Origin of the sequence: Cytobacillus massiliigabonensis, assembly GCF_900199725.1 — a bacterium.
GTDB lineage: Bacteria > Bacillota > Bacilli > Bacillales > Cytobacillaceae > Cytobacillus > Cytobacillus massiliigabonensis.
On record NZ_LT904904.1, the window covers coordinates 1,540,825 to 1,563,677 of the forward strand.

Here is a 22,853-nt window from a genome sequence, read left to right on the forward strand (position 1 = left end):
CGACAAGCATAAGACGGATCGTCATGAAGGTTGTACTTTAACCTTCAAGTCGAGGTGGCTTATGACCTCGAGCCCCTAGCCACCGGAGCTGGACAAAGAAAAGCGCAGGTGGCTTGCCCAGGGGCGACAAGCATAAGACGGATCGTCATGAAGGTTGTACTTTAACCTTCAAGTCGAGATGGCTTATGACCTCGAGCCCCTAGCCACCGGAGCTGGATAATGAAAAGCGCAGGTGGCTTGCCCAGGCTAGACAAAGATCAGTTTTCCAAGCCATAACTAGAATATTATGGGCAACTGCTAATTATGTATGTTTTTGATTTACAATATTTTTCTCTTATGAAATTGGAAAGACAGGCTATGATAAGTGATAAGGATTTGGGATAAAAAATTGCGTTGAATAACGGAAAGGTGGGGTTTTCGATGATGGATTTTACCTGGAAGGTTTTTTCGCAGACAGGTAACATTGACACATATCTTCTCTTTAAGGAGCTAGAAAAGGAAACTCAAGATATACCCGGAAATCAGGACGCAGAGCAAGAAATTGATTTTCCTATCTCATAGGTTTGTCTAATCGTTAGGGATGGTGCTAGAGATGCTTGAAAAATGTGAGGGCATCGTCATTAGAACAACAAACTATGGTGAAACAAATAAAATTGTCACTCTTTATACACGTGAATGGGGAAAGGTTGGTGTGATGGCACGCGGGGCAAAAAAGCCTAATAGCAGACTTGCGGCTGTTACCCAGCCTTTTACATACGGGTACTTTTTAGTACAAAGAAGCAATGGCTTAGGGACTTTACAGCAGGGAGAAATGATTTCTTCAATGCGTTCGATTAAAGAAGATATCTTTCTTACTGCCTATGCAAGCTATATCGTTGATTTAACTGATAAAAGTACAGATGATAGGAAGCCCAATCCTTTTTTATTTGAATTGGTTTATCAAATATTAAACTTGATAAACGAAGGTTTTGATGCAGAGATAATTGTCAATATTTTTGAAATGAAAATGCTTAATACGCTTGGGCTCTACCCAATATTAAATCAATGTGCTGTTTGTGGGAATACAGATGGTCATTTTTCTTTTTCGATTCGAGAAGGCGGCTTGATCTGCCACCGCTGTATTGAAAAAGACCCTTATCATTATAAAATTTCTTCCGCAGCTGTAAAGCTTTTGCGTGTTTTTTATTATCTTGATTTGTCGCGTCTAGGGAATATTTCTGTTAAGCAGGAAACAAAGGAAGAATTGAAAAAAATTATTTCTGCTTACTATGATGAGTATTCTGGATTAAATTTAAAGACCAAAAAATTCCTTAATCAAATGACCAAGTTTGATGGAATGATTTAAATGCTTTTCTAGTTGACATCTGCAATAATTTCGGCTATGATTCAAATTATTAAATTAATAGTTGCTGTGAAAGAGAAGAGTACTTAATTTGCTCTATAAAAGCGAACCTAGGATAGTGGAAGCTAGGGTATAGAAGGTTAAGGAAGGCGTTCTGGAGCAACCGTCGCATTTGACAATCAAGTTGGCTGCCTTTTTTATTGCAGCAAATAGGGTGGAACCGCGGGTAACTCTCGTCCCTATGCTTTATGCATAGAGATGGGAGTTTTTTTGTTTTAAATTCTTTTAAGGAAGGTGTCTTATGAATATCCAAAACATGATTTTAACTCTGCAGAAGCATTGGTCCGAACAGGGCTGTATTCTGATGCAATCCTATGATGTAGAAAAAGGAGCAGGGACAATGAGTCCTTATACATTTTTACGCGCCATTGGTCCTGAGCCGTGGAATGTGGCTTATGTAGAGCCTTCGCGCCGCCCTGCTGATGGACGGTATGGTGAAAATCCAAACCGTTTATACCAGCATCATCAATTCCAGGTAATTATGAAGCCTTCACCTGATAATATTCAGGAACTGTATTTAGAATCGTTAAAGGCGTTAGGCATTGACCCGCTTGAGCATGATATTCGCTTTGTTGAAGATAACTGGGAAAACCCGTCGCTCGGCTGTGCTGGCTTAGGCTGGGAAGTATGGCTTGATGGCATGGAAATTACACAGTTTACCTATTTTCAGCAGGTTGGAGGTTTAGAATGTAAGCCAGTTTCTGTAGAAATTACATACGGAATTGAAAGGCTTGCATCATACATTCAAGATAAAGAAAATGTATTTGATCTTGAGTGGACAAATGGATTCACCGTCAGAGATATTTTCGGACAGCCTGAATATGAGCATTCAAAATATACTTTTGAAACTTCTGATACTGAGATGCTGTTTAATCTATTTAATATTTATGAAAAAGAAGCGCATAGACAAATGGATGAAGGACTTGTTCATCCAGCTTATGATTATGTTTTAAAATGTTCACATACGTTTAATCTTTTGGATGCAAAAGGTGCGATTTCAGTAACAGAACGTACAGGTTATATTGGCCGCTGCCGAAATTTGGCGAGGAAGATTGCGAAAACGTTCTATGAAGAGCGAGAAAAGCTAGGATTCCCTATTCTGCAAACAAAGGAGGAGAATTAATATGGCTAATAGAGATCTTCTTTTAGAAATCGGCTTGGAAGAAATGCCGGCAAGATTTGTGACAAACTCGATGAATCAGCTGTCTGATAAGGTTCAAGCATGGTTAATGGAAAAGAAAATTTCATTTGAAAATATAAAAGCCTTTTCTTCGCCGCGCCGCTTAGCTGTCCTCGTAGAAGGTGTGAATGAAGCGCAAGAAGATATTAATGAAGAAGCAAAAGGTCCAGCGAGAAAAATTGCCTTGAATGAGGACGGTGAATGGTCAAAGGCAGCCATTGGTTTTTGCCGTGGACAAGGGGCAAGTGTGGAGGATATCTTTTTTAAAGAAATAAATGGTGTAGAATATGTCCATGTAAAGAAATTTATTAAAGGACAGGAAACATTTGCTTTACTGCCAGAATTACAGCATCTTATTACAGCCATGACATTTCCGAAAAATATGCGATGGGCAGATAAAGAGCTTCGCTTTGTGCGTCCGATCAAGTGGATTATTGCTTTATTTGGACCAGAGATTATTCCATTTCAGATTACGAATGTTGAAACAGGTGATTGGACGGTTGGCCACAGATTCCTAGGCGGAAAAATTGAAATTACAGAGCCGAAGAAGTATGAAGAAGCTTTGCTTGGACAGTATGTTATCGTCAATTATGAAGAAAGAAAAAGTGCAATCCTTTCGCAATTAAAAAGATTAGAAGAAGAAAGCAATTGGGTCATTCCGATAGATGAGGATTTGTTAGAAGAGGTAACGAATCTTGTTGAATATCCAACAGCATTATTCGGACGCTTTGAAGAGGAATTTTTAGAAATTCCGGAAGAGGTTCTAATCACATCTATGAAAGAGCATCAACGATATTTTCCAGTGAAATCAAGCGATGGAAAGTTGCTCCCATATTTTGTTACTGTTCGTAATGGCGGCCATGAACATATTGACAAGGTAGCGAAGGGGAATGAAAAGGTATTAAGGGCAAGGCTATCAGATGCTGCCTTCTTCTATAAGGAAGACCAAAAGACACCAATTGAAGCATCGCTCAAAAAGCTAGGCTCCATTGTATACCATGAGGAAATTGGTACCCTTGCAGAAAAGGTAAGCCGAGTTCGCAGTCTTACAAATCAAATAGCAGAACAGCTAAACTTTAACAGCGATGAGAAGGGCTTTGCTGATCGTGCCGCTGAAATCTGCAAGTTTGACCTTGTTTCAAATATGGTCTACGAATTTCCGGAGCTTCAAGGATTTATGGGAGAAAAATATGCATTGCAAAAGGGAGAAAATCGGGCAGTAGCAAAGGCGATGAACGAGCATTATATGCCTAGAAATGCCGAAGACCAAACGCCGGCAAGCAATGCAGGGGCGGCTCTCTCAATTGCGGAGAAGATAGATACAATTGCTTCTTGCTTTGCCATTGGCATTATTCCTAGCGGTTCCCAGGATCCTTACGCATTGAGACGGCAGGCGACAGGTATTGTCCAAACATTATTAAATAAAGAGTGGGCAGTTTCCTTAGAGTGGATCATAAATGCTTCGTTACAGCTTATCGAAGAAGCTGGAATAGCTAAAAAAGCGGTAGAAGAGATTAGTAAAGAAATAATCGCTTTCTTTAAACTGCGAATTAAGCATCTTCTTCAAGAAAAGCATGTACGATATGATTTAATTGATGCGGTATTGGGAAGTGACATTGGTCCGATACCTGCACTTGTGAAAAAAGCAGAAGTGCTTGAAGCTAGGAAGGAAGATGAAGGCTTTAAAGAGAGCATTGAAGCGTTAAGCCGTGTATTAAATATTTCCTCAAAGGCGGAAAATATAGGAGAAGTCGATAATAGCCTATTTGAAAATGAATATGAAACCATTCTCTTTGATAAGTTTATTCTTGTTAATGAACAATTAAGCAAAGAAATCTCTGAAGAGGAAACATTTGCACTCCTTATATCGATGAAGCCTGAGATTGATCAATATTTTGATCATACGATGGTAATGGCTGATAATCATGACATTCGTGAAAATAGACTGAGCCTGATGGGCAAACTAGCAAATATTATCAAAAATTTTGCAAATATGAATGAAATCATCGTAAAATAAACTTCTTTTTTGCCTTTTTTTAAAAGGGTGATTATGATGAAGAAGAGTCTGCGTCTCGCAGACTCTTCTTCTATACTATAAATGCTATTTCTATTCTTTTCATTTCTTAGATTTAAGTTATAATATTTATAAATAGTATGACACTTTAGATTGACGGGTGGTGAGGACAATCGAATTAAATAAGCGTCAGGAAAGAATATTAGAGATCGTGAAGGAAAATGGCCCGATTACTGGTGAAAATATTGCTGAGCAATTAAACTTGACTAGGGCAACTTTAAGACCCGATTTAGCTATATTAACGATGGCTGGTTTCTTGGATGCAAGGCCTCGTGTCGGTTATTTTTATACAGGGAAATCAGGTGCACAGCTGCTGACAGAAAATCTTCAGAAGCTTCGTGTAAAGGAATATCAATCGATCCCTGTAGTTGTAAATGAAAACGTCTCTGTTTACGATGCGATTGTAACGATGTTTTTAGAAGATGTTGGAACATTATTTGTTGTTGATCAGTCATCATTGCTTGTAGGAGTTCTTTCACGAAAAGATTTACTGCGGGCAAGTATAGGGAAACAAGAACTAACAACTATCCCTGTTAATATCATCATGACTCGAATGCCCAATATTACGATGTGCGAGAAAGAAGATTTGTTAATCGATATCGCAAAAAAACTAATAGAAAAACAAATTGATGCATTGCCTGTTGTTAAAGAAACAGATAAAGGATTTGAGGTGATAGGCAGGATTACAAAAACGAATTTAACAAAGGCGTTTGTCGCTTTAGCTGATAATAAATAAGAATTTGAAACAGAGGAGATGGTTTTAAAGGATGAATAAAAAGCCTGTCATCTATGTTGTGTCCGACTCTGTTGGAGAGACTGCAGAGCTAGTGACAAAAGCTGCTGTCAGCCAATTCAATGGCAGTGAAGTCATAATCAAGCGTTTTCCATATGTAGAGGATAAAGTACATATTGACGAAGTGATTTCTCTTGCAAAATTAGATAACGGAATGATTGTTTACACACTAGTTAAGCCTGATATTCGGTTATATATTAATGAGCAGGCTGAAAAAGAAGGAATTTATGCCTGCGATATTATAGGTCCATTAATGGACCAAATTCAAGTATTATACGGAAAAACACCGCTTTACGAACCAGGACTTGTTCGTAAGCTGGATGAGGACTATTTTAAAAAAGTGGAAGCCATTGAATTTGCTGTAAAGTATGATGATGGCCGTGATCCGCGTGGAATATTGAAGGCAGATATTGTTCTAGTAGGGGTTTCAAGAACTTCTAAAACACCGCTTTCGCAATATTTGGCTCATAAAAGGCTAAAGGTTGCAAATGTGCCGTTAGTACCTGAAGTGGATCCGCCAGAAGAGCTGTACCTTGTGCCTCCGGAAAAGTGCTTTGGTTTAAAGATCAGTCCTGAAAAGCTGAATAATATTCGCAGAGAACGGCTTATTTCTTTAGGATTAAGTGATAGTGCAAGCTACGCTAATATCGAAAGAATTAAAGAAGAAATAAATTATTTTGAGACGGTTGTCAGCAAAATAAATTGTCATGTTATTGATGTGACAAATAAGGCTGTAGAAGAAACTGCAAATTTAATTTTAAATCAATATCGAAAGAGCTTTCCGAAAAGCTAGCACATACATTGTTATGTGCCCTTTTCTTTTATTGGGAAGTTTTTATTTATTTTCTATGTAATGAGAAAAAATAATAGAAAACTACAGTTTTTTATACTATAATAAAAAATTGTGATAAAAATGTTATAGATTAGGTTTAGAGTTCAATGTGAACGAATAAACTATTTATTGTGAGAAGTCAAGGGCATGACCTGAAAAAAATTCGACACAATGGTAAACTTTGTAGTTTTTTCTTACTAATAACATCTTTAATCTGCTTAATAAAAATAATTAGTAATTCTCACTAAACAGTGCAGTTCAGTATGATTATACAAAAGTTATGTTTGAAAGAAGGAATATGCGGAGTGATGTAGAATTATTAGAACATTAGGCAAACCAATTATTATGGTTGATGCCGATTCTTGTCCTGTAAAGGAAGAAATTGTCGAAATAAGTAATAACTTTTCTATCGAAGTTATATTTATTGCCTCCTATGCCCATATGAAGAATGACCTAAGCCAAGCGAATTGGAAGTTCGTTGATTCTAGTAAAGAAGCTGTGGACTTATTTATCATGAATCATGTAAAGGCAGGGGATATCGTTGTTACACAAGATATCGGATTAGCATCGACGCTTTTATTGAAAGAAGTTCATGTTATGAGTCCAAAAGGGATTATTTTTGAAGAAAATGAAATTCATACAGCGCTTGATATGAGATATCTATCTGCGAAAGCGCGGCGAAGGGGGATATATGGAAAAGGTCCCAAGCCTTTTCGTCAAGATGATCGCTTAAGATTTATTAAGCAGTTAACAAAAATATTGTCGAATTTTGAAGGAATTCGGTAATTTTTCTAGAATTAAGCATTATGATAGAAAGGCGCTTGCGCCTTTCATATTTAAATGGAGGTGGTGTTCTCATGGCAGAGCGCATCGCCGAGGAAAAAGTGAATGAAATTCGGCAAGCTGTCGATATTGTTGATGTAATTAGTGACTATGTCCAATTAAAGAAGCAAGGGCGAAATTATTTTGGATTATGTCCTTTTCACGGAGAGAACACGCCATCTTTTTCCGTTTCACCAGATAAACAAATTTTTCATTGCTTTGGCTGCGGTGCGGGTGGAAATGCTTTTTCATTTTTAATGGACCTTGAAGGATATTCCTTCCAGGAGGCTGCAGTGAAGCTTGCTGAAAAAGGGAACATTAAGCTAGAAATTGATTCTTCATCGATATCCGTTCGTAAGTCAGTCCCTCCAGATATTGAGCAAATGTTAGAAGCTCATGAGCTATTGCGTAAATTCTACCATCATCTGCTTGTAAATACAAAAGATGGTCAGCATGCATTAGAATATTTGCTTGGCAGAGGCTTTACGATGGAATCGATTGAGAAGTTTCAAATCGGTTATTCACTGAACTCATGGGACTTTGTCTTGAATTTTCTAACAAAGAGAAAATTTCCAGTACAAGTGATAGAAAAAGCTGGTTTGGTTATTAAACGAGAAAGGGATGGAAAATATTTCGATCGATTTCGGGATCGAATCATGTTTCCAATCTTTGATCGTGGCGGTCAGACGATTGCCTTTTCAGGAAGATCATTAGGGGCCGATGAGCCCAAATACCTGAACAGTCCTGAAACGGCAATTTTTAATAAAAGTAAAATTTTATATAATTTTCATTTAGCAAGACCTCAAATGAAAAAGCTGCAGCAGGCTGTTCTTTTTGAAGGATTTGCCGATGTAATTGCAGCAGACCGTGCAGCTGTTGAAAACGGTGTTGGCACAATGGGAACATCTTTAACTGAGGAACATGTGTCAGTCTTAAAAAGAAATGTTCAGTCAATCACGATCTGTTATGACTCTGATCATGCGGGGATTGAAGCTGCATGGAGAGCTGGAAATATGATTTCCGAGGCAGGGATGCAAGTAAGAGTGGCTTTAATGCCGGACGGGTTGGATCCAGACGATTATATTGGTCAGTTTGGTAACGAAAAATTCCGCAAAGAAGTTATTGATGCAAGTGTCACTTTAATGGCTTTCAAGCTTCAGTATTATAAAAGGGGAAAAAGACTTCATGATGAAGGAGATCGTCTCCGTTATATCGAAGAAGTATTAGCAGAAGTAAGTAAGCTTGATAATGCAGTCGAAAGGGATCATTATCTTAGACAATTAGCGAATGAATTTACCCTTTCATTAGAAGCACTTAAAGAGCAGCTAAACCAGCTCTCCTTTGCTGAGAGGCGGAAAAATAATTCCAAAAGTAATGATGCAAAAATTAAGCTCCAGCCTATTACAAAGGCTAACCAGCTAAAGCCTGCGTATTATACGGCAGAAAGGCGCTTAATCGCACATATGTTAAGGAACAGTGATGTTGCTTTTAAGGTTCAAGAGCTGCTTCAAGGAAATACCTTTAATATTGATGAGCATCAAGCAGTTATCACCTATTTACTTGGTTTTTATGAAAATGGCCATTCGCCAGATCCTAGTGCATTTATTAATTTTATACAGGATGAAAAGCTTAAAAGAGTCGTTGCAAACATTGAAATGATGTTAATAAATGAAGAGTTAAGCGAGCAGGAATTAATGGATTACATGAAACAGGTGTTTAATTATCAAAAAATGTTAAAGATAAAAGAAAAAATGTTTGAGGAAAAAGAAGCAGAGAGACAGGGTGATTTTGCAAAAGCTGCACAAATTGCTATGGAAATCATCCAGCTGCGAAAGTCTCTTTGATTGACTTATCAAGTTAGATGTCAGTCTAGCTAAAGCGTCTGCCATACGAATAAGAATAATCGTGGGTAAGCTCGGCGCTTTTCGTATTTCATGGAAGGAGGGGGACAATATGGCTGAAAAATCAGCTCGATCAAAAGAAGTTGATTCAGAATTGACCCTAGAACAAGTAAAAGAGCAATTAATTCAAATCGGAAAAAAGACTGGTGTCCTTGCCTATGATGATATAGCAGAAAGAATGGGTCATTTTGAATTGGATTCACATCAAATGGATGAATTCTACGAATTCCTTGGTGATCAGGGTGTGGAGCTTGTTGGCGACAATGATGAAGATGCTGACCCAAATGCACAGGAATTAGCTAAAGGAGAAGAAGAATTTGATTTAAATGACCTTAGCGTTCCACCTGGGGTAAAAATTAATGACCCTGTACGCATGTATTTAAAAGAGATTGGCCGTGTGGATCTCTTATCTGCTGAAGAAGAGATTTCCCTTGCCGAGCGAATTGAACAAGGCGATGAAGAAGCAAAAAGGCGCCTCGCTGAAGCTAACCTTCGCTTAGTGGTTAGTATAGCAAAGAGATATGTTGGCCGCGGCATGCTTTTCCTTGATTTAATTCAAGAAGGTAATATGGGCTTAATTAAAGCTGTTGAAAAATTTGATTATCGTAAAGGCTTTAAATTTAGTACTTATGCTACTTGGTGGATTCGACAAGCGATTACAAGAGCGATTGCCGACCAGGCAAGGACGATTCGTATTCCGGTTCATATGGTTGAAACCATTAATAAATTGATTCGTGTACAACGTCAATTGCTTCAAGACCTTGGACGTGAACCATCACCTGAAGAAATTGCTGAAGATATGGATTTAACTCCTGATAAAGTTAGAGAAATCTTAAAAATTGCACAAGAACCAGTTTCCTTGGAAACACCAATTGGTGAAGAGGATGATTCCCATCTTGGAGATTTCATTGAAGATCAGGATGCTACATCTCCTTCTGAGCATGCTGCCTACGAGCTTTTAAAAGAGCAGCTAGAGGACGTTCTAGACACTTTAACAGATCGTGAGGAAAATGTATTGCGGCTTCGTTTTGGGCTTGATGATGGACGCACACGAACATTAGAAGAGGTTGGGAAAGTTTTTGGTGTTACTCGTGAGCGTATTCGTCAAATTGAAGCCAAAGCACTGCGTAAATTAAGACACCCTAGCAGAAGCAAACGGTTAAAAGACTTTTTAGAATAAATTCTAAACTGAATTTCCTTTTTAGAAAAAGATTGCCAGAAAATAGTTTACTTCTTACAATAGAAGTAAACTATTTTTTTATTTCTGAATAGGAAGTACAAATTTTTGAACTTTGAATATTGTCTAGCTCCAGGCGCCATCGGCTCGAGGTCACAAGCCAATCCGTCAAGGAGGTTAAAAAACAACCTCCCTGCCGGCTCGTCTTGTGCTTGTCGCCGATAAGCGGGCGCCTTATGCTTTTCTAAGGATGTGTAACTTTTGAATGAAAATAGAAAGAATATCATTGTAAATGAAATTTTATCTTGGAAAAAAGCCCGAATGCTTCCAGAACAGTATTGCGACTATCTTTTAGCATTATATACTGAAGGGAATCAGCCAGAAATTTCAAAAAAAGGCATGAGTATAGGGGGTTTTTGGAAAAATCACTATCTTTTTATTTTGCTTCTTCCACTGACCCTTTTTTTAATCCATTTTACTGAATTGTCTATTACTTTGCAAATGCCGGTACTAATTTTATTTGTTTTAGCTGGAATTATCGTAACAATTTATTTTTCTAGAAAAGGGATATTGCTGCAAATTCCAATGATTGTGTCAGCATTGATTCTATTGCTGACATCTGTTGAATTTTTTTCAAGCGTTTTCCCGGAAAGACCGATATTCCTATATTTCAATTTAATCATTAACTGCATTCTCTGGTTGCTGTGCGGCTGGAAACTAAAGCAGCTGGCCTTTACAATTTCAGGTGTATTAGGGTTAGTTTTACTCATTATTTATATTTTTGTATAATAAAATATTTTATAAAATTTTTAAATGTTGTGAAAATTGTCTAATCTCTTTTATAATAGTGTTGTAAGCGTATACAACAAGTATAAGGGGGATGGACAGATGAATTTTGATTTAACTTCTGAACAAGAAATGATTCTTAAAACGATACGTGAATTTGCAGATGAAGAGGTAGCACCGGGTGCTCTAGACAGGGATCGCAATAAAGAGTTTCCAATTGATATTTTTAAGAAAATGGCTGACCTCGGTTTAATGGGTCTCCCATTCCCAGAAGAATATGGAGGTGCTGGTGCGGATACTGTAAGTTTTGCGATTGTTACAGAAGAGCTAAGCCGTGCATGCGGTTCGACAGGGATTACATATTCAGCTCACATTTCTCTAGGCGGTGCCCCGCTTTATTTGTTTGGTACAGAAGAACAAAAACGTAAGTATTTAATCCCTATTTGTACAGGTGAAACATTTGGTGCGTTTGGTTTAACAGAGCCAAGTGCTGGTTCGGATGCTGGGGGAACAAGAACAACAGCCGTTGAAAAAGATGGAGAATATATTATTAACGGCAATAAGTGTTTTATTACTAATGCAAGCTATGCGAAGCATTTAGCTCTTACAGCTATAACAGGTGAAACAGATGGCAAAAAGGAAATAAGTGCAATTATCGTACCGACTGATGCAGATGGATTTAAGGTAATTGATAATTATGAGAAGATGGGATTGCATTCATCGAATACGACAGAACTTGTTCTTGAAGACGTGCGCGTTCCGACTGAGCACTTGCTCGGTAAAAAAGGCGAGGGCTTTAAACAATTTTTAATAACCTTAGATGGAGGCAGAATTGGAATTGGGGCAATGGCTGTTGGCATTGCTCAGGCAGCTTATGAGAAGGCTGTTCAATATGCAAAGGAACGTCAGCAATTTGGCCGCTCTTTATCCAATTTCCAAGCGATTCAATTTAAACTAGCAGACATGGCCATGAAAATCGAATTGGCACGAAATATGGTTTATAAGGCAGCTTGGCTGAAGGATCAAGGAAGACCTTTTTCAAAGGAAGCATCCATGTGTAAGCTTTATGCCTCTGAGATATGTATGGAAATCACTGACCAGGCCGTTCAAATTCATGGCGGGTATGGATATATGAGGGATTATCATGTTGAAAGATATATGAGAGATGGCAAGTTAACTGAAATTGGCGAAGGTACATCCGAAGTTCAACGTTTAGTCATCGCCCGTCAAATCTTAAGTAACTAATAACAGGGTAGGGAAAACTCCATCTAAGTGATGGAGTTTTTGTCTATTTTCCGAATTTGCTGTGACAAAGTTTGCTTTAGGTCTTTTCCTTCGGTAGAATTTAAAGTAGAATAGAGATTGTTTGTACAATTACTTAATATTTTGATGTTCTTACATAAGGGAGGTTAAAACATGAAAAATACAGCAATGCCGTATCTTATTATCTTTGCATTCGGTATCGTAGCAATTTTCTTTATGTCATTTATTGGTCTAAATAACATGGATGAAATTGCTGCAGAAAAAGAAGGCGGCGGAGACAAAGCTGAAGAGCAGGTTGCAGCAAGCCCTGAAGAAACATATAAGCAAAGCTGTCTTGCTTGTCATGGTGACCAGTATCAAGGTGCTGTAGGACCAGCATTAACTGGGGTTGGTGAACGTCACTCGCAGGAAGAACTTGTAGATATCCTAACAAATGGTACAGCCAATGGAATGCCTGGCGGATTAGTCGCTGGTCAAGAAGCTGCAATGGCTGAATGGTTAATGACACTTAAATAATTGATTAAAAAGAAAGTCCTTTGCATATGTAAAGGACTTTTTCTATACTTATTAAGACGAGCTATCGTTATGTGCGATGGCTATTTAAAATATGAAGGTATAAGTGGTGACTGAATGAATACTGAGAAATTATCACAGCGGCTACAAGCTGTTGCAAACTATATCCCCAAAGGATCAAGCCTTGCTGATATCGGTTCTGATCATGCATATTTGCCATGCTACGCTGTAAAGAAGGAGATTATTCCGTTTGCTGTTGCTGGAGAGGTTGTTGAAGGTCCCTATCAGTCTGCAAAACGGCAGGTGAAGATGGAAGGGCTTAATGAACAAATTATTGTTCGAAAAGGAAATGGATTGGAAGTTATTGCTCCGGGAGAAATTGATTGTATAACAATTGCTGGAATGGGTGGTGCATTAATAGCGAGCATTTTGGAAGACGGGAAGGAGAAGCTGGGTTCGGTTAAACGATTAATTCTCCAGCCGAATATTAGTGCTATGACGACAAGGCAATGGCTCCTGGGTAACGGGTGGGAGCTAATAGCAGAAGAGATACTTGAAGAGGATGATAAAATATATGAGATTTTAGTAGCGGAAAAAGGAGATCCATACAAACCATATAAAAATTTACAGAAGGAGCTTTTACTTGGTCCTTTCTTAATTGAACAATTATCTGTTTCCTTTCAGAAAAAGTGGAAGAATGAGCTGAAAAATTGGCAGCGAATTTTGACCCAGCTGGAAAATGCAGCAGAATCGGAAGAAACAATGCTAAAGAGAAAAGAACTAAAAGAAAAGATTCAAATGGTTGAGGAGGTTTTGGATAAATGAAAAAGGTGAATGGGCATGAGATCATCCAGTTATTTGAGCAATTTTCGCCGAAAAGCTATGCAATGGAAGGAGATAAAATTGGTCTGCAAATCGGAAGGTTAAATAAACCGATTGAAAATGTGATGATTGCTCTGGACGTGCTTGAGGAAGTAGTCGATGAGGCGATTGAAAAAAATGTGCAGCTAATCATTGCCCACCACCCGCCTATTTTTCGTCCCTTGAAAGCAATTGCTACGGAAACGCCAGCCGGCCGACTAATAGAGAAGCTTATAAAGCATGATATTGCTGTTTATGCTGCACATACGAATCTTGATGTGGCAACTGGCGGTGTAAATGATATGCTAGCAGAGGCTCTTCAGCTCACGAATACAGAAGTTCTTTATCCGACATTTGAAACAAAATTAAAAAAGCTAGTTGTCTATGTTCCTGAGGAAAATGCCGAAGAGCTTAAGCAAGCTTTAGGGAATGCTGGTGCGGGTGCAATTGGAAATTATAGTCATTGTTCATTTTCTTCTTCCGGTATTGGGCAATTTTTACCGGGAGAGGCTACAAACCCTCATATCGGCCTAAAAGGAAGGCTAGAATCGGTTAAAGAAGAACGGATAGAAACAATTTTTCCAGAACACTTAGAGAAAAAAATTCTTTCGGCTATGTTTAAATTCCACCCATATGAAGAGGTCGCTTATGATCTTTACAGATTAGATAATAAAGGGGAAATACTTGGTTTAGGAAGAATTGGAGATATTCCGGAAATGACGCTAGAGGAGTTTGCTAACCATGTAAAACGCTGTCTTGATGTGAAAGGGGTTCGGGTCGTAGGCGACAGGACTGATAAGGTAAAGAAAGTAGCAGTTCTCGGCGGTGACGGCAATAAATATTTCACTTCTGCTATATTTAAAGGTGCAGATGTGTACGTTACGGGTGATATGTACTACCATGTGGCACATGATGCGATGATGATGGGGCTAAATATTGTTGATCCAGGCCATAATGTCGAGAAAGTGATGAAAAAGGGTGTTGCTATCCAGCTAGATAAAATGTGCAAGGAAAAGGGCTATGAAGTCTCAATCTTTGCATCTGAATTGCACACAGATCCTTTTCAATTTATGTAGAAGGATGAAAAAATAACTAGTCCCAGCTGGACTAGTTATTTTTTAAAAATTATCTCTTAATTTTAGGAAGAATTTTATTTAATGGTACCTTCTTTTCTCTTGTCCAAGTAGAATCATCAGCAGGATCAAATTGCTCAATAAAGGCAATTACCTCTTTTGTAATTGGAGTCGGAGTGGAGGCACCTGATGTAACAGCAACGGTTGAAGCATCCTTAATCCAATTAATATCAAGCTCGGTTATATCCGCTATCCGGTACGCTTTTGTGTTAGCAATTTCTTCAGACACCTGTGCTAAGCGATTGGAGTTATTGCTTTTTGGATCACCGACAACGATCGTTACATCAGCTTGTCCAGCTTGCGCAGCAACAGCTTCTTGGCGAACCTGTGTAGCATTGCAAATTTCTTTATGAAACTCAGCATGGGGATACTTTTCTTCCAGCTTATCCATTACATCTTTAACATCCCACTGACTCATCGTTGTTTGATTAGTGACAACGATCTTTTCACTTTGAAGCTGCAATGCTTCTACATCTTTTAGAGATTCTACAAGATGAACGGCATGAGGAGCAACACCGATTGCCCCTTCAGGCTCAGGATGGCCTTTTTTACCGATATAAATAATCTGGAAGCCTTCTTTAACCTTTTCTTCGATTAAATCGTGAGTTCTTGTCACATCAGGACATGTAGCATCAAGTGTAACAAGCCCCTTTGCTTTAGCTAATTCTCTTACTTCTGGAGAAATGCCGTGTGCTGTGAAAATAACCGTACCTTTATCAACCTTGCTAAGAATATCCATGCGGTCTTTTCCATCGAGTGTAATAATTCCTTCTTCTTCAAAGGCATCCGTCACATGCTTGTTATGAACAATCATTCCAAGAATATAGATTGGCCGCGGCAGTGATTTATCAAGGGCCGCATTTCTTGCAATAACCATTGCGTCGACAACCCCATAACAATAACCTCGCGGTGATATCTTAATGATCTCCATATTTCAAACCCTCCCAAATTTAAAAACATCTATAATAAAAGTTTGTCTTTTTTCATTTATTATTTGGTCAAAAAAAATAACCGATCCGTATACTATTATATAGAACTTTTGCAAATAATAATACTAAAAGGCAGTTAAGGGAGAAAAGCGAAAAAATAAAAAGAATGCGGCTGCATCCTTTTATACATATAATTTTGGCACGGATTGCCCATTTTTTTGTACTTGTTTAGGTGAACTGATGTCCAGATCCACTTCTTTACTTTTTATTTTACTTGTTTTTTTAGCAGAAACAGATGCAGTCTCTTTTTTTGTTTTTTCATCAGCTGAAGCTGTTTTGTCATCCCCATTTTTCAGCCCTCTGTAAAGTTTCCACATGGCAGGAATATTCTTTACGAGCGGTCCATACTGCTGCACCATTGGCCCCACTTGCTGGGCAGTATTTAAGACCTTCTGTGTGTTTGATAAAAAGCCATTGATTGCTGCAGGGTTACTTAAAGCTTTCAAAATTCCGCCTGCTCCAGATCCGCTTGTTCCTGCTGCCCTGCTTGCTGCACCAGCGGCTCCTGCTGCACCTCTTGCTTGACCGCCGCCCATAAGTTTAGCTAGCAGACCGCCACCGCCACCCTGTCTCATTTGTGGTGCACCTCTCATCATTGACCCCATTGGAGGACGAGCTTGCATTGGCGGCATGTATGATTGGGGAGGCATTCCTCCACGAAAAGGCATTCTCGGTCCATTCATCATACTTTTAGCATCCTTTCTATATTCTAATACTAATAAAGTATGCATAATTCCCGAATTGGTTTAGGCGGCTAAAAGCATAAATTCATGCCTGAATAAACTCAAAACATGATCAATCTAAAACTATTCTATAGTATGAGTGGTTATTTCTTTAAAACTTTATTATAATAACAGGATGATTATAAGAATCGACATATGAGGAGTTAAAAAAAATGAACGAAACAAAATTTGAACGGTATGAATTGAAGCCATATATTATTGAAGCAGTGAAAAAGCTAGGCTTTTATGAGCCTACTGAAATACAAGAACGCTTGATCCCAACAATTCTCAAAGGAGAAAGTGCAATCGGCCAATCACAAACAGGAACGGGAAAAACACATGCGTATATTTTACCTATCCTGCAAAAGCTTGATCCTGAAAGAAATGAAGTTCAAGCGATTATTACGGCACCTACACGGGAGCTTGCAAATCAAATCTATCAAGAAATTCTCAAAGTAACGGAGCATTGTTTAGAAGGTGAAGAAATAGCAGCTCGCTGCTATATCGGAGGAACGGACAAGCAGCGAACCATTGAAAAGTTAAAAAAGCAGCCGCATATCGTTGTTGGTACACCGGGAAGAATTAATGACCTTGTGAAGGAACAGGCTTTATTTGTTCATAAAGCGACGATGCTTGTTGTTGACGAAGCAGATTTAATGCTGGATATGGGATTTCTTGAAGATGTGGATCAAATAGCTGGAAAAATGCCAGAGAGGCTGCAAATGCTTGTTTTTTCAGCGACCATTCCTGAGAAACTGAAACCATTCTTGAAAAAATATATGGAAAACCCAAAGTATATCCACGTGGAACCCGGGCAAGCAACAGCAGCCAAAGTTGAACAATGGATTATGCCTTCAAAGCACAGAAATAAAGTAAACCTTGTTTACGAAGCCTTGTCTGCTTTTAACCCATATTTAGCTATTGTTTTTACGAATACGAAGAAAAAAGCGGACGAGGTTGCCGATGCATTGATCGCAAAAGGATTAAAAGTGGGCAGAATTCATGGTGATTTGAATCCGCGCGAACGTAAGAAAATGATGAAGCAGATTATCGATTTGGAATTCCAATATATAGTTGCGACTGACTTAGCAGCACGCGGTATCGATATCCAAGGAATAAGCCATGTCATTAATTATGAGCTTCCAACGGATTTAGATTTCTATATTCATCGTGTTGGACGAACTGCTCGTGCTGGATACTCAGGTATTGCCTTAACTATTTATGAAACTTCTGATGAAGACGCACTAAATCGCCTGGAAAAAATAGGAATTGAATTCCATCATGTAGATTTGCAAAAGGGCGAATGGACGAAGCTTGATGAGCGAAACAAACGCAAGAATCGTCAAAGAAAAACAGATGATATTGATAAAAAAGCGTCTTCGCTTGTCCAAAAGCCGAAAAAAGTCAAACCAGGCTATAAAAAGAAGATGAAATGGGAAATGGATAAAATTAAAAAACGCGAAAGAAGAATAAAGAAAAAATAAACGTTTGGGGAGAGGGAAGAAAAGATGTTAAAAATTGGTTCACATGTATCGATGAGTGGGAAAAAAATGCTTTTAGCTGCCAGTGAAGAGGCGGCATCATACGGATCCAATACATTTATGATCTATACGGGTGCTCCGCAAAACACAAGAAGAAAAAAAATAGAAGAATTAAACATTGAAGCAGGCTTGAAGCATATGGAGGAAAATGGGATAAGCGATATTGTTGTACATGCTCCATATATTATCAATATCGGGAATACAACAAATCCGAGTACCTTTGAGCTGGGTGTGAATTTCCTTCGTTCTGAAATCGATCGTACGGAAAGCATCGGTGCTAGACAAATTGTCCTCCATCCAGGTGCACATGTCGGTGCTGGTACAGAGGCTGGCATCAAAAAAATTGTCGAAGGCTTAAATGAAGTTTTAAAAGGAGACGAAAAGGTTCAAATCGCTCTTGAAACAATGGCAGGCAAAGGTTCTGAATGTGGAAAGTCATTTGAGGAACTAGCGATGATTATTGATGGAGTAAATTACAATGATCACTTATCGGTATGCTTTGATACTTGCCATACTCACGATGCTGGATACAATATCGTTGAGGATTTTGATGGAGTTTTAGAGCAATTCGACAAAATCATTGGCATTGATCGATTAAAGGTTCTTCATATTAATGACAGTAAAAACGAACGTGGAATGAGAAAAGACCGACATGAGAATATCGGATATGGGCATATTGGCTTTAAAGCTTTGAATTATATTGTCCATCATCCACAGCTGATGAATGTGCCGAAAATACTTGAGACACCATACGTGGGAGAAGATAAAAACAATAAAAAAGCACCATATAAACATGAAATTTCCATGCTTCGTGCCCAAGAATACAACGAAAATCTTCTAGATTTAATTATGCAAGGATAATCGCTATTAATGAAAAAGCTGTGAAATTTTCACAGCTTTTTTCATTGTAAGAGAAAATTATTTAGTAAATTGAATAAATAGCTTATTTACTGCTCGAGCCGTTTCAGGTCCGGCAATTTTTGCAATTTCCTTTACTACTTTTGTACGCTCCTCATCATTAAATATATTTACTTGTTTTCCACGGAGATAAGCGGCTATTTTGTCAGCCTGCTGTTTTGTAATTATAATTTGAAATTGCTTCCCATATTTTAGTAGCTCATCACCAGTGATACTACCAATTTTATGATTAATGATGTTTTCAAAAATTTTCATTCTCCATCACTCCTCCAATGTACTGTATGAGGAGAGAATGGAATTTGTTACAGTTTTTTTAAATGATAATAAAGAAAAACTTTGGAGTTAGAGAATTGTTTAGCTTCGGCGGCTAGGAGCCGCAGCTAGAGTACGGTTTGTACGGCGATAATCAATGCGCTTGTGCATTTCATTAGGAACTTGAATAGTTATTCTTTACAATTTTTTATCATTCCTGTATACTACTAAATCGTAATGATTCTTAAATTCAAAGCTGCTATTTTTGCCGCAGCTGGATTTTTAGGTGATAAAATGGAAAAACAACTAAATTCAATTATCGAAATCGAGGAAATATCCTACCGCTACGAAAAGGAGGATGTACTTGAAAATATTAACCTCTCCATACATGAGGGTGCATTTCTAGGAATTGTAGGTCCAAATGGGTCAGGTAAATCAACTTTATTAAAACTGATTCTTGGGCTGCTCAAAACACAAAAAGGAGAGATCAGGCTTTTTGGCCAGGAGATTAGCCGATTCAAAGATTGGCATAAAATTGGTTTTGTCTCACAAAAGGCGAATTCCTTTAATACAGGATTCCCTGCAACGGTTTATGAAGTTGTTTCAAGCGGATTAACGAAAAAGCTTGGATTATTTAACTTTATGAAAAAAGAAGATCATATGAAGGTTACAGAAGCTATCAGCTCTGTTGGACTCCTTGCTTTTAAAAATCGTAATATAGGAGAGCTATCAGGAGGACAGCAACAGCGTGTTTTTATCGCTCGTGCGTTAGTCAGTGATCCAAAACTAATGATCCTTGACGAGCCGACTGTTGGGGTGGATGCCCAAAATGTTCAATCCTTCTACGAGATGCTAGATGAGTTAAATAAAAAGCTAGGTATAACCCTATTATTAGTGACCCATGATATCGGTACTATATCTGATAAAGTCACCCATGTTGCCTGTTTAAATAAACATTTGCATTTTCATGGGAAGACAGAGGAATTTGAACAGCAAAAAATGAATGAAATGTCAGAGTTTTATGGTCATGATGTTCATATCCTCACACACGACCACGATCATCATCACCATCACCACGGAGGAAGAGAGCAATGATTGCAGGTATATTACAATATGAGTTTTTACAAAATGCCTTTTTAACAGGGATTATCATCGGGATTATTGCTCCGTTAATCGGTGTATTTATTGTTGTCCGCAGACTCTCCCTAATTGCTGATGCGTTAAGCCATGTTACACTTGCGGGAATTGCCGCAAGTCTTCTTCTTGAAAAGAAATTTATCGGATTAAGCGGCTTAAACCCATTATATATGGGGATGGTTTTTTCAGTAACAGGCTCTCTGTTTATCGAAAAGCTGCGGGCGGTTTATAAGCATTATCAAGAATTGGCTATTCCTATCATTTTATCAGGAGGCATTGGATTAGGAGCAATTTTCATCTCTCTTGCCGATGGGTTTAATACTGATTTATTTAGTTATTTGTTTGGCAGTGTAAGTGCAGTCAGCCGTGCAGATTTATGGACGATCCTGCTGATTAGCATCTTTGTTATTGCAATGATTATTTTATTATATAAAGAATTATTTTTATTGTCTTTTGACGAAGAACATGCAAAAGCTTCTGGAATTGCAGCAAAAAGCATTCATTTTATTTTTATTGTTATGGTTGCTTTAGTTATTGCAGCATCCATGCGAATTGTCGGTATCCTGCTTGTTTCATCATTAATGACCTTGCCTGTCGCTGCAAGCATTCGAATCGCCAAAGGATTTAAACAAACCATACTTTATTCCGTTCTTTTTGGTGAAACATCTGTTTTAGGGGGACTCATGCTTTCCTATTATTTAGATTTGGCACCAGGGGGAACGATTGTCATGATCGCAGTTCTCATTTTGATCCTTACCATTTTAATAAAAAAAATCACAGTGAAGGCAGCCGCGTAGGCTTCAAATGTGTAAATAGAATTATTAGAGGTGAATGAAAGTGGATGTGAATGAAGCGTTACAGCTTTTGAAGGAAAAGGGCTATAAGCATACAGGGAAACGAGAAGAAATGCTTGAACTTTTTGCGAAAAGCAATAAATATTTAACCGCGAGAGATGTGCTTGCTTGGATGAAGGATGATTACCCAGGTCTAAGTTTTGATACGATTTACAGGAATTTATCTTTATTTGTGGATCTTGGTATTTTTGAAATGACTGAGTTGTCTGGGGAAAAGCATTTTCGTTACACATGTAAACATGATCATCACCACCATCATTTTATTTGTTTAGATTGCGGAAAAACGAAGGAAATCAATACATGTCCAATGAAAGAAGTACAGGATAACCTTAGAGGCTATAATATTTCAGGTCATAAATTTGAAATTTATGGAAAATGCCCTGATTGCTTCGAACAAGCGGATGCTGCATATAGCTAAATTAAAAAAACGGCATAGCCGTTTTTTTATTGCTGTTTTAACCAGTTGTCAACCCACTCGCTTGCCTCAGACCATGTATTTACCCTGATTACCCCATCTGGAATAGGCTCACGATTGTAAGGTGTATCAAATAGGATAACAGGAATGTGACATTCCTCGTGAAGCATAACTGCATTGTCGTGCTTGTCCTCAAAGAAAATATCTACTTGATAGTTTTTTGCAGCTTCTATTTTATTATGTGTGCCCAGTAAGTCGATATGATTGAAATGCAGTGCATTTTTTAAAAACCATTCCTTTGTTATTTCAAGAAGGTGAGGACCGCGTGCACTAATAAAAAATAATTCATGGGCAGTTTCCCACTTCTTTAAAACTTCCTTTGCACCTTTCGCAAGGGGGGATTCTGCATAAATCATGGGCTCACTTTTCAAAAACCAGTCAGCAAACTCTTCTTCAGTACGGTCGACAACATGTGTTAAATCATATTCCTTCACATCATCTAACGTAATATTCACTTTAAAATCTTTATTTATATATGGAATGATGGAAGCTGGACATGTGACCGTTCCATCAATATCGATTCCAAATCGTTTCTTCATTTGAAACGCCCCTTTAAAATATTGTCACTTTTATCTTATCGCAGTTGAATGATTCGGTCGAGAATGGAATGTAAATCATTAGAAATTTCCTGCTGAAGTGTTAAAGATTAACAACAATAATATAGTCCTTTATGTAAACAATAATAATGCTCCAAAAAAGATTGCGAGGCAAGTAGGGAATCTAAATGATTCCACTAATGAAAGCGAGGGATCAAGTAAATGGCAGATCAAGACCGCGATTATGAGGATTACGATCTTCGGCATAGCGAGCAAATTGGAGATAAAGACCAATATGGAACTGCAGATTTCACGGAAGAAACCTCAGCTGAACTCGCTGCACCGATTTCCTATGATAGACGCATAAGCAGAACGGATGAGCGGGAAAGGGAGTCTGTAACAGCAGGAAGAGGCGTGGGAATTGCTGCTCTTGCACTTTCTATTCTATCCTTATTCGTGTTGCCAATCCTGTTTGGAGCTACAGGCATTGTGCTCGGATTTGTCGCCAGAAGAAGAGGTGCTACTGCCCTTGGAAGCTGGGCGATCGGAATTGGTGTTGTATCCATTATTGTAGGGATGTTTATTCTGCCGTTTTTTTAAAACGGAGAAAAATAGAGCCTGGCATTAATGCCAGGCTCTACTCCTTATAATGTTAAGGAAATTATATAATCGGATGTTGTGGATAACTTTGT

The 22,853-nt window shown here is 38.2% G+C and carries 24 protein-coding genes; 20 read left to right on the plus strand and 4 right to left on the minus strand.

Annotated elements, in window-relative coordinates; genetic code table 11:
* Positions 1-420 precede the first annotated feature (420 nt).
* The 14 genes from C1726_RS18665 to C1726_RS18730 all read left to right on the plus strand — a co-directional run bounded on the left by C1726_RS18665 (position 421) and on the right by C1726_RS18730 (position 14,680).
* Complete coding sequence (locus C1726_RS18665; RefSeq protein WP_066396054.1) at positions 421-561, plus strand: YqzL family protein; 141 nt, start codon at positions 421-423, stop codon at positions 559-561.
* Positions 562-592: 31 nt separating this feature from the next.
* Positions 593-1,345 carry a DNA repair protein RecO gene (gene recO / locus C1726_RS18670; RefSeq protein ID WP_102274527.1) on the plus strand — a complete coding sequence of 251 codons (753 nt, stop codon included), beginning with the start codon at positions 593-595 and terminating at the stop codon, positions 1,343-1,345.
* A 298-nt stretch (positions 1,346-1,643) separates the two neighbouring features.
* On the plus strand, positions 1,644-2,525 hold the full coding sequence (glyQ, locus tag C1726_RS18675) for a glycine--tRNA ligase subunit alpha (RefSeq protein ID WP_102274528.1): 882 nt from the start codon (positions 1,644-1,646) through the stop codon (positions 2,523-2,525).
* A gap of 1 nt (position 2,526) precedes the next feature.
* Entirely contained in the window at positions 2,527-4,599 is a 2,073-nt protein-coding gene (glyS, locus tag C1726_RS18680) for a glycine--tRNA ligase subunit beta (protein ID WP_102274529.1), read from the plus strand.
* Between the two features lie 157 nt (positions 4,600-4,756).
* Entirely contained in the window at positions 4,757-5,392 is a 636-nt protein-coding gene (locus C1726_RS18685; RefSeq protein WP_102274530.1) for a helix-turn-helix transcriptional regulator, read from the plus strand.
* A 31-nt stretch (positions 5,393-5,423) separates the two neighbouring features.
* Complete coding sequence (locus C1726_RS18690; protein ID WP_102274531.1) at positions 5,424-6,242, plus strand: pyruvate, water dikinase regulatory protein; 819 nt, start codon at positions 5,424-5,426, stop codon at positions 6,240-6,242.
* A gap of 384 nt (positions 6,243-6,626) precedes the next feature.
* Complete coding sequence (locus C1726_RS18695; RefSeq protein WP_102274532.1) at positions 6,627-7,067, plus strand: YaiI/YqxD family protein; 441 nt, start codon at positions 6,627-6,629, stop codon at positions 7,065-7,067.
* Between the two features lie 71 nt (positions 7,068-7,138).
* Complete coding sequence (dnaG, locus tag C1726_RS18700) at positions 7,139-8,947, plus strand: DNA primase (protein ID WP_102274533.1); 1,809 nt, start codon at positions 7,139-7,141, stop codon at positions 8,945-8,947.
* 109 nt (positions 8,948-9,056) lie between these two features.
* Complete coding sequence (gene rpoD / locus C1726_RS18705) at positions 9,057-10,184, plus strand: RNA polymerase sigma factor RpoD (protein WP_053477046.1); 1,128 nt, start codon at positions 9,057-9,059, stop codon at positions 10,182-10,184.
* Positions 10,185-10,442: 258 nt separating this feature from the next.
* Positions 10,443-10,970, plus strand: coding sequence for a hypothetical protein (locus C1726_RS18710; protein WP_102274534.1), 528 nt, complete (start codon positions 10,443-10,445; stop codon positions 10,968-10,970).
* A 99-nt stretch (positions 10,971-11,069) separates the two neighbouring features.
* Complete coding sequence (locus tag C1726_RS18715; protein ID WP_102274535.1) at positions 11,070-12,212, plus strand: acyl-CoA dehydrogenase; 1,143 nt, start codon at positions 11,070-11,072, stop codon at positions 12,210-12,212.
* A gap of 171 nt (positions 12,213-12,383) precedes the next feature.
* Positions 12,384-12,746, plus strand: coding sequence for a cytochrome c550 (gene cccA / locus C1726_RS18720; protein WP_102274536.1), 363 nt, complete (start codon positions 12,384-12,386; stop codon positions 12,744-12,746).
* A gap of 114 nt (positions 12,747-12,860) precedes the next feature.
* Complete coding sequence (locus C1726_RS18725; protein WP_102274537.1) at positions 12,861-13,568, plus strand: tRNA (adenine(22)-N(1))-methyltransferase; 708 nt, start codon at positions 12,861-12,863, stop codon at positions 13,566-13,568.
* Positions 13,565-14,680, plus strand: a complete 1,116-nt coding sequence (locus C1726_RS18730; RefSeq protein WP_102274538.1) for a Nif3-like dinuclear metal center hexameric protein — start codon at positions 13,565-13,567, stop codon at positions 14,678-14,680. The genes C1726_RS18725 and C1726_RS18730 overlap by 4 nt, the downstream gene beginning before the upstream one ends.
* Positions 14,681-14,729: 49 nt before the next feature.
* Here the strand turns inward: C1726_RS18730 and C1726_RS18735 are convergent, their stop codons facing one another.
* Positions 14,730-15,668 carry a 4-hydroxy-3-methylbut-2-enyl diphosphate reductase gene (locus C1726_RS18735; protein WP_102274539.1) on the minus strand — a complete coding sequence of 313 codons (939 nt, stop codon included), beginning with the start codon at positions 15,666-15,668 and terminating at the stop codon, positions 14,730-14,732.
* A gap of 180 nt (positions 15,669-15,848) precedes the next feature.
* The gene (gene vrrA, locus C1726_RS18740; protein ID WP_102274540.1) at positions 15,849-16,412 is read right to left on the minus strand and encodes a VrrA/YqfQ family protein; all 564 of its coding nucleotides are present in this window, start codon (positions 16,410-16,412) and stop codon (positions 15,849-15,851) included.
* Positions 16,413-16,621: 209 nt separating this feature from the next.
* Here vrrA and C1726_RS18745 point away from each other — a divergent pair, with 209 nt between their 5' ends.
* Both C1726_RS18745 and C1726_RS18750 read left to right on the plus strand, forming a co-directional pair.
* A complete protein-coding gene (locus C1726_RS18745; RefSeq protein WP_102274541.1) occupies positions 16,622-17,932 on the plus strand; it encodes a DEAD/DEAH box helicase in 1,311 nt (436 codons plus the stop codon).
* 24 nt (positions 17,933-17,956) lie between these two features.
* Complete coding sequence (locus tag C1726_RS18750) at positions 17,957-18,850, plus strand: deoxyribonuclease IV (protein WP_102274542.1); 894 nt, start codon at positions 17,957-17,959, stop codon at positions 18,848-18,850.
* Positions 18,851-18,907: 57 nt separating this feature from the next.
* Here C1726_RS18750 and C1726_RS18755 read toward each other — a convergent pair whose 3' ends face one another.
* The gene (locus C1726_RS18755) at positions 18,908-19,162 is read right to left on the minus strand and encodes a DUF2624 domain-containing protein (protein WP_102274543.1); all 255 of its coding nucleotides are present in this window, start codon (positions 19,160-19,162) and stop codon (positions 18,908-18,910) included.
* 291 nt (positions 19,163-19,453) lie between these two features.
* Here C1726_RS18755 and C1726_RS18760 point away from each other — a divergent pair, with 291 nt between their 5' ends.
* Genes C1726_RS18760 through C1726_RS18770 form a run of 3 tightly spaced genes read left to right on the plus strand, consistent with a single transcriptional unit; the run spans position 19,454 to position 21,568 of the window.
* Positions 19,454-20,254 carry a metal ABC transporter ATP-binding protein gene (locus C1726_RS18760; RefSeq protein WP_102274544.1) on the plus strand — a complete coding sequence of 267 codons (801 nt, stop codon included), beginning with the start codon at positions 19,454-19,456 and terminating at the stop codon, positions 20,252-20,254.
* Positions 20,251-21,093, plus strand: a complete 843-nt coding sequence (locus C1726_RS18765; RefSeq protein WP_102274545.1) for a metal ABC transporter permease — start codon at positions 20,251-20,253, stop codon at positions 21,091-21,093. The genes C1726_RS18760 and C1726_RS18765 overlap by 4 nt, the downstream gene beginning before the upstream one ends.
* Before the next feature lie 34 nt (positions 21,094-21,127).
* Positions 21,128-21,568: a Fur family transcriptional regulator gene (locus tag C1726_RS18770; RefSeq protein ID WP_407642039.1), complete on the plus strand. Its 441-nt coding sequence runs from the start codon at positions 21,128-21,130 to the stop codon at positions 21,566-21,568.
* Positions 21,569-21,594: 26 nt separating this feature from the next.
* On the opposite strand, the gene C1726_RS18775 is transcribed toward C1726_RS18770, so the two are convergent.
* Positions 21,595-22,164 carry a hypothetical protein gene (locus C1726_RS18775; RefSeq protein WP_102274547.1) on the minus strand — a complete coding sequence of 190 codons (570 nt, stop codon included), beginning with the start codon at positions 22,162-22,164 and terminating at the stop codon, positions 21,595-21,597.
* 219 nt (positions 22,165-22,383) lie between these two features.
* On the opposite strand from C1726_RS18775, the gene C1726_RS18780 reads away from it, so the two are divergent.
* Positions 22,384-22,761, plus strand: a complete 378-nt coding sequence (locus C1726_RS18780; protein WP_102274548.1) for a DUF308 domain-containing protein — start codon at positions 22,384-22,386, stop codon at positions 22,759-22,761.
* Positions 22,762-22,853 lie beyond the last annotated feature (92 nt).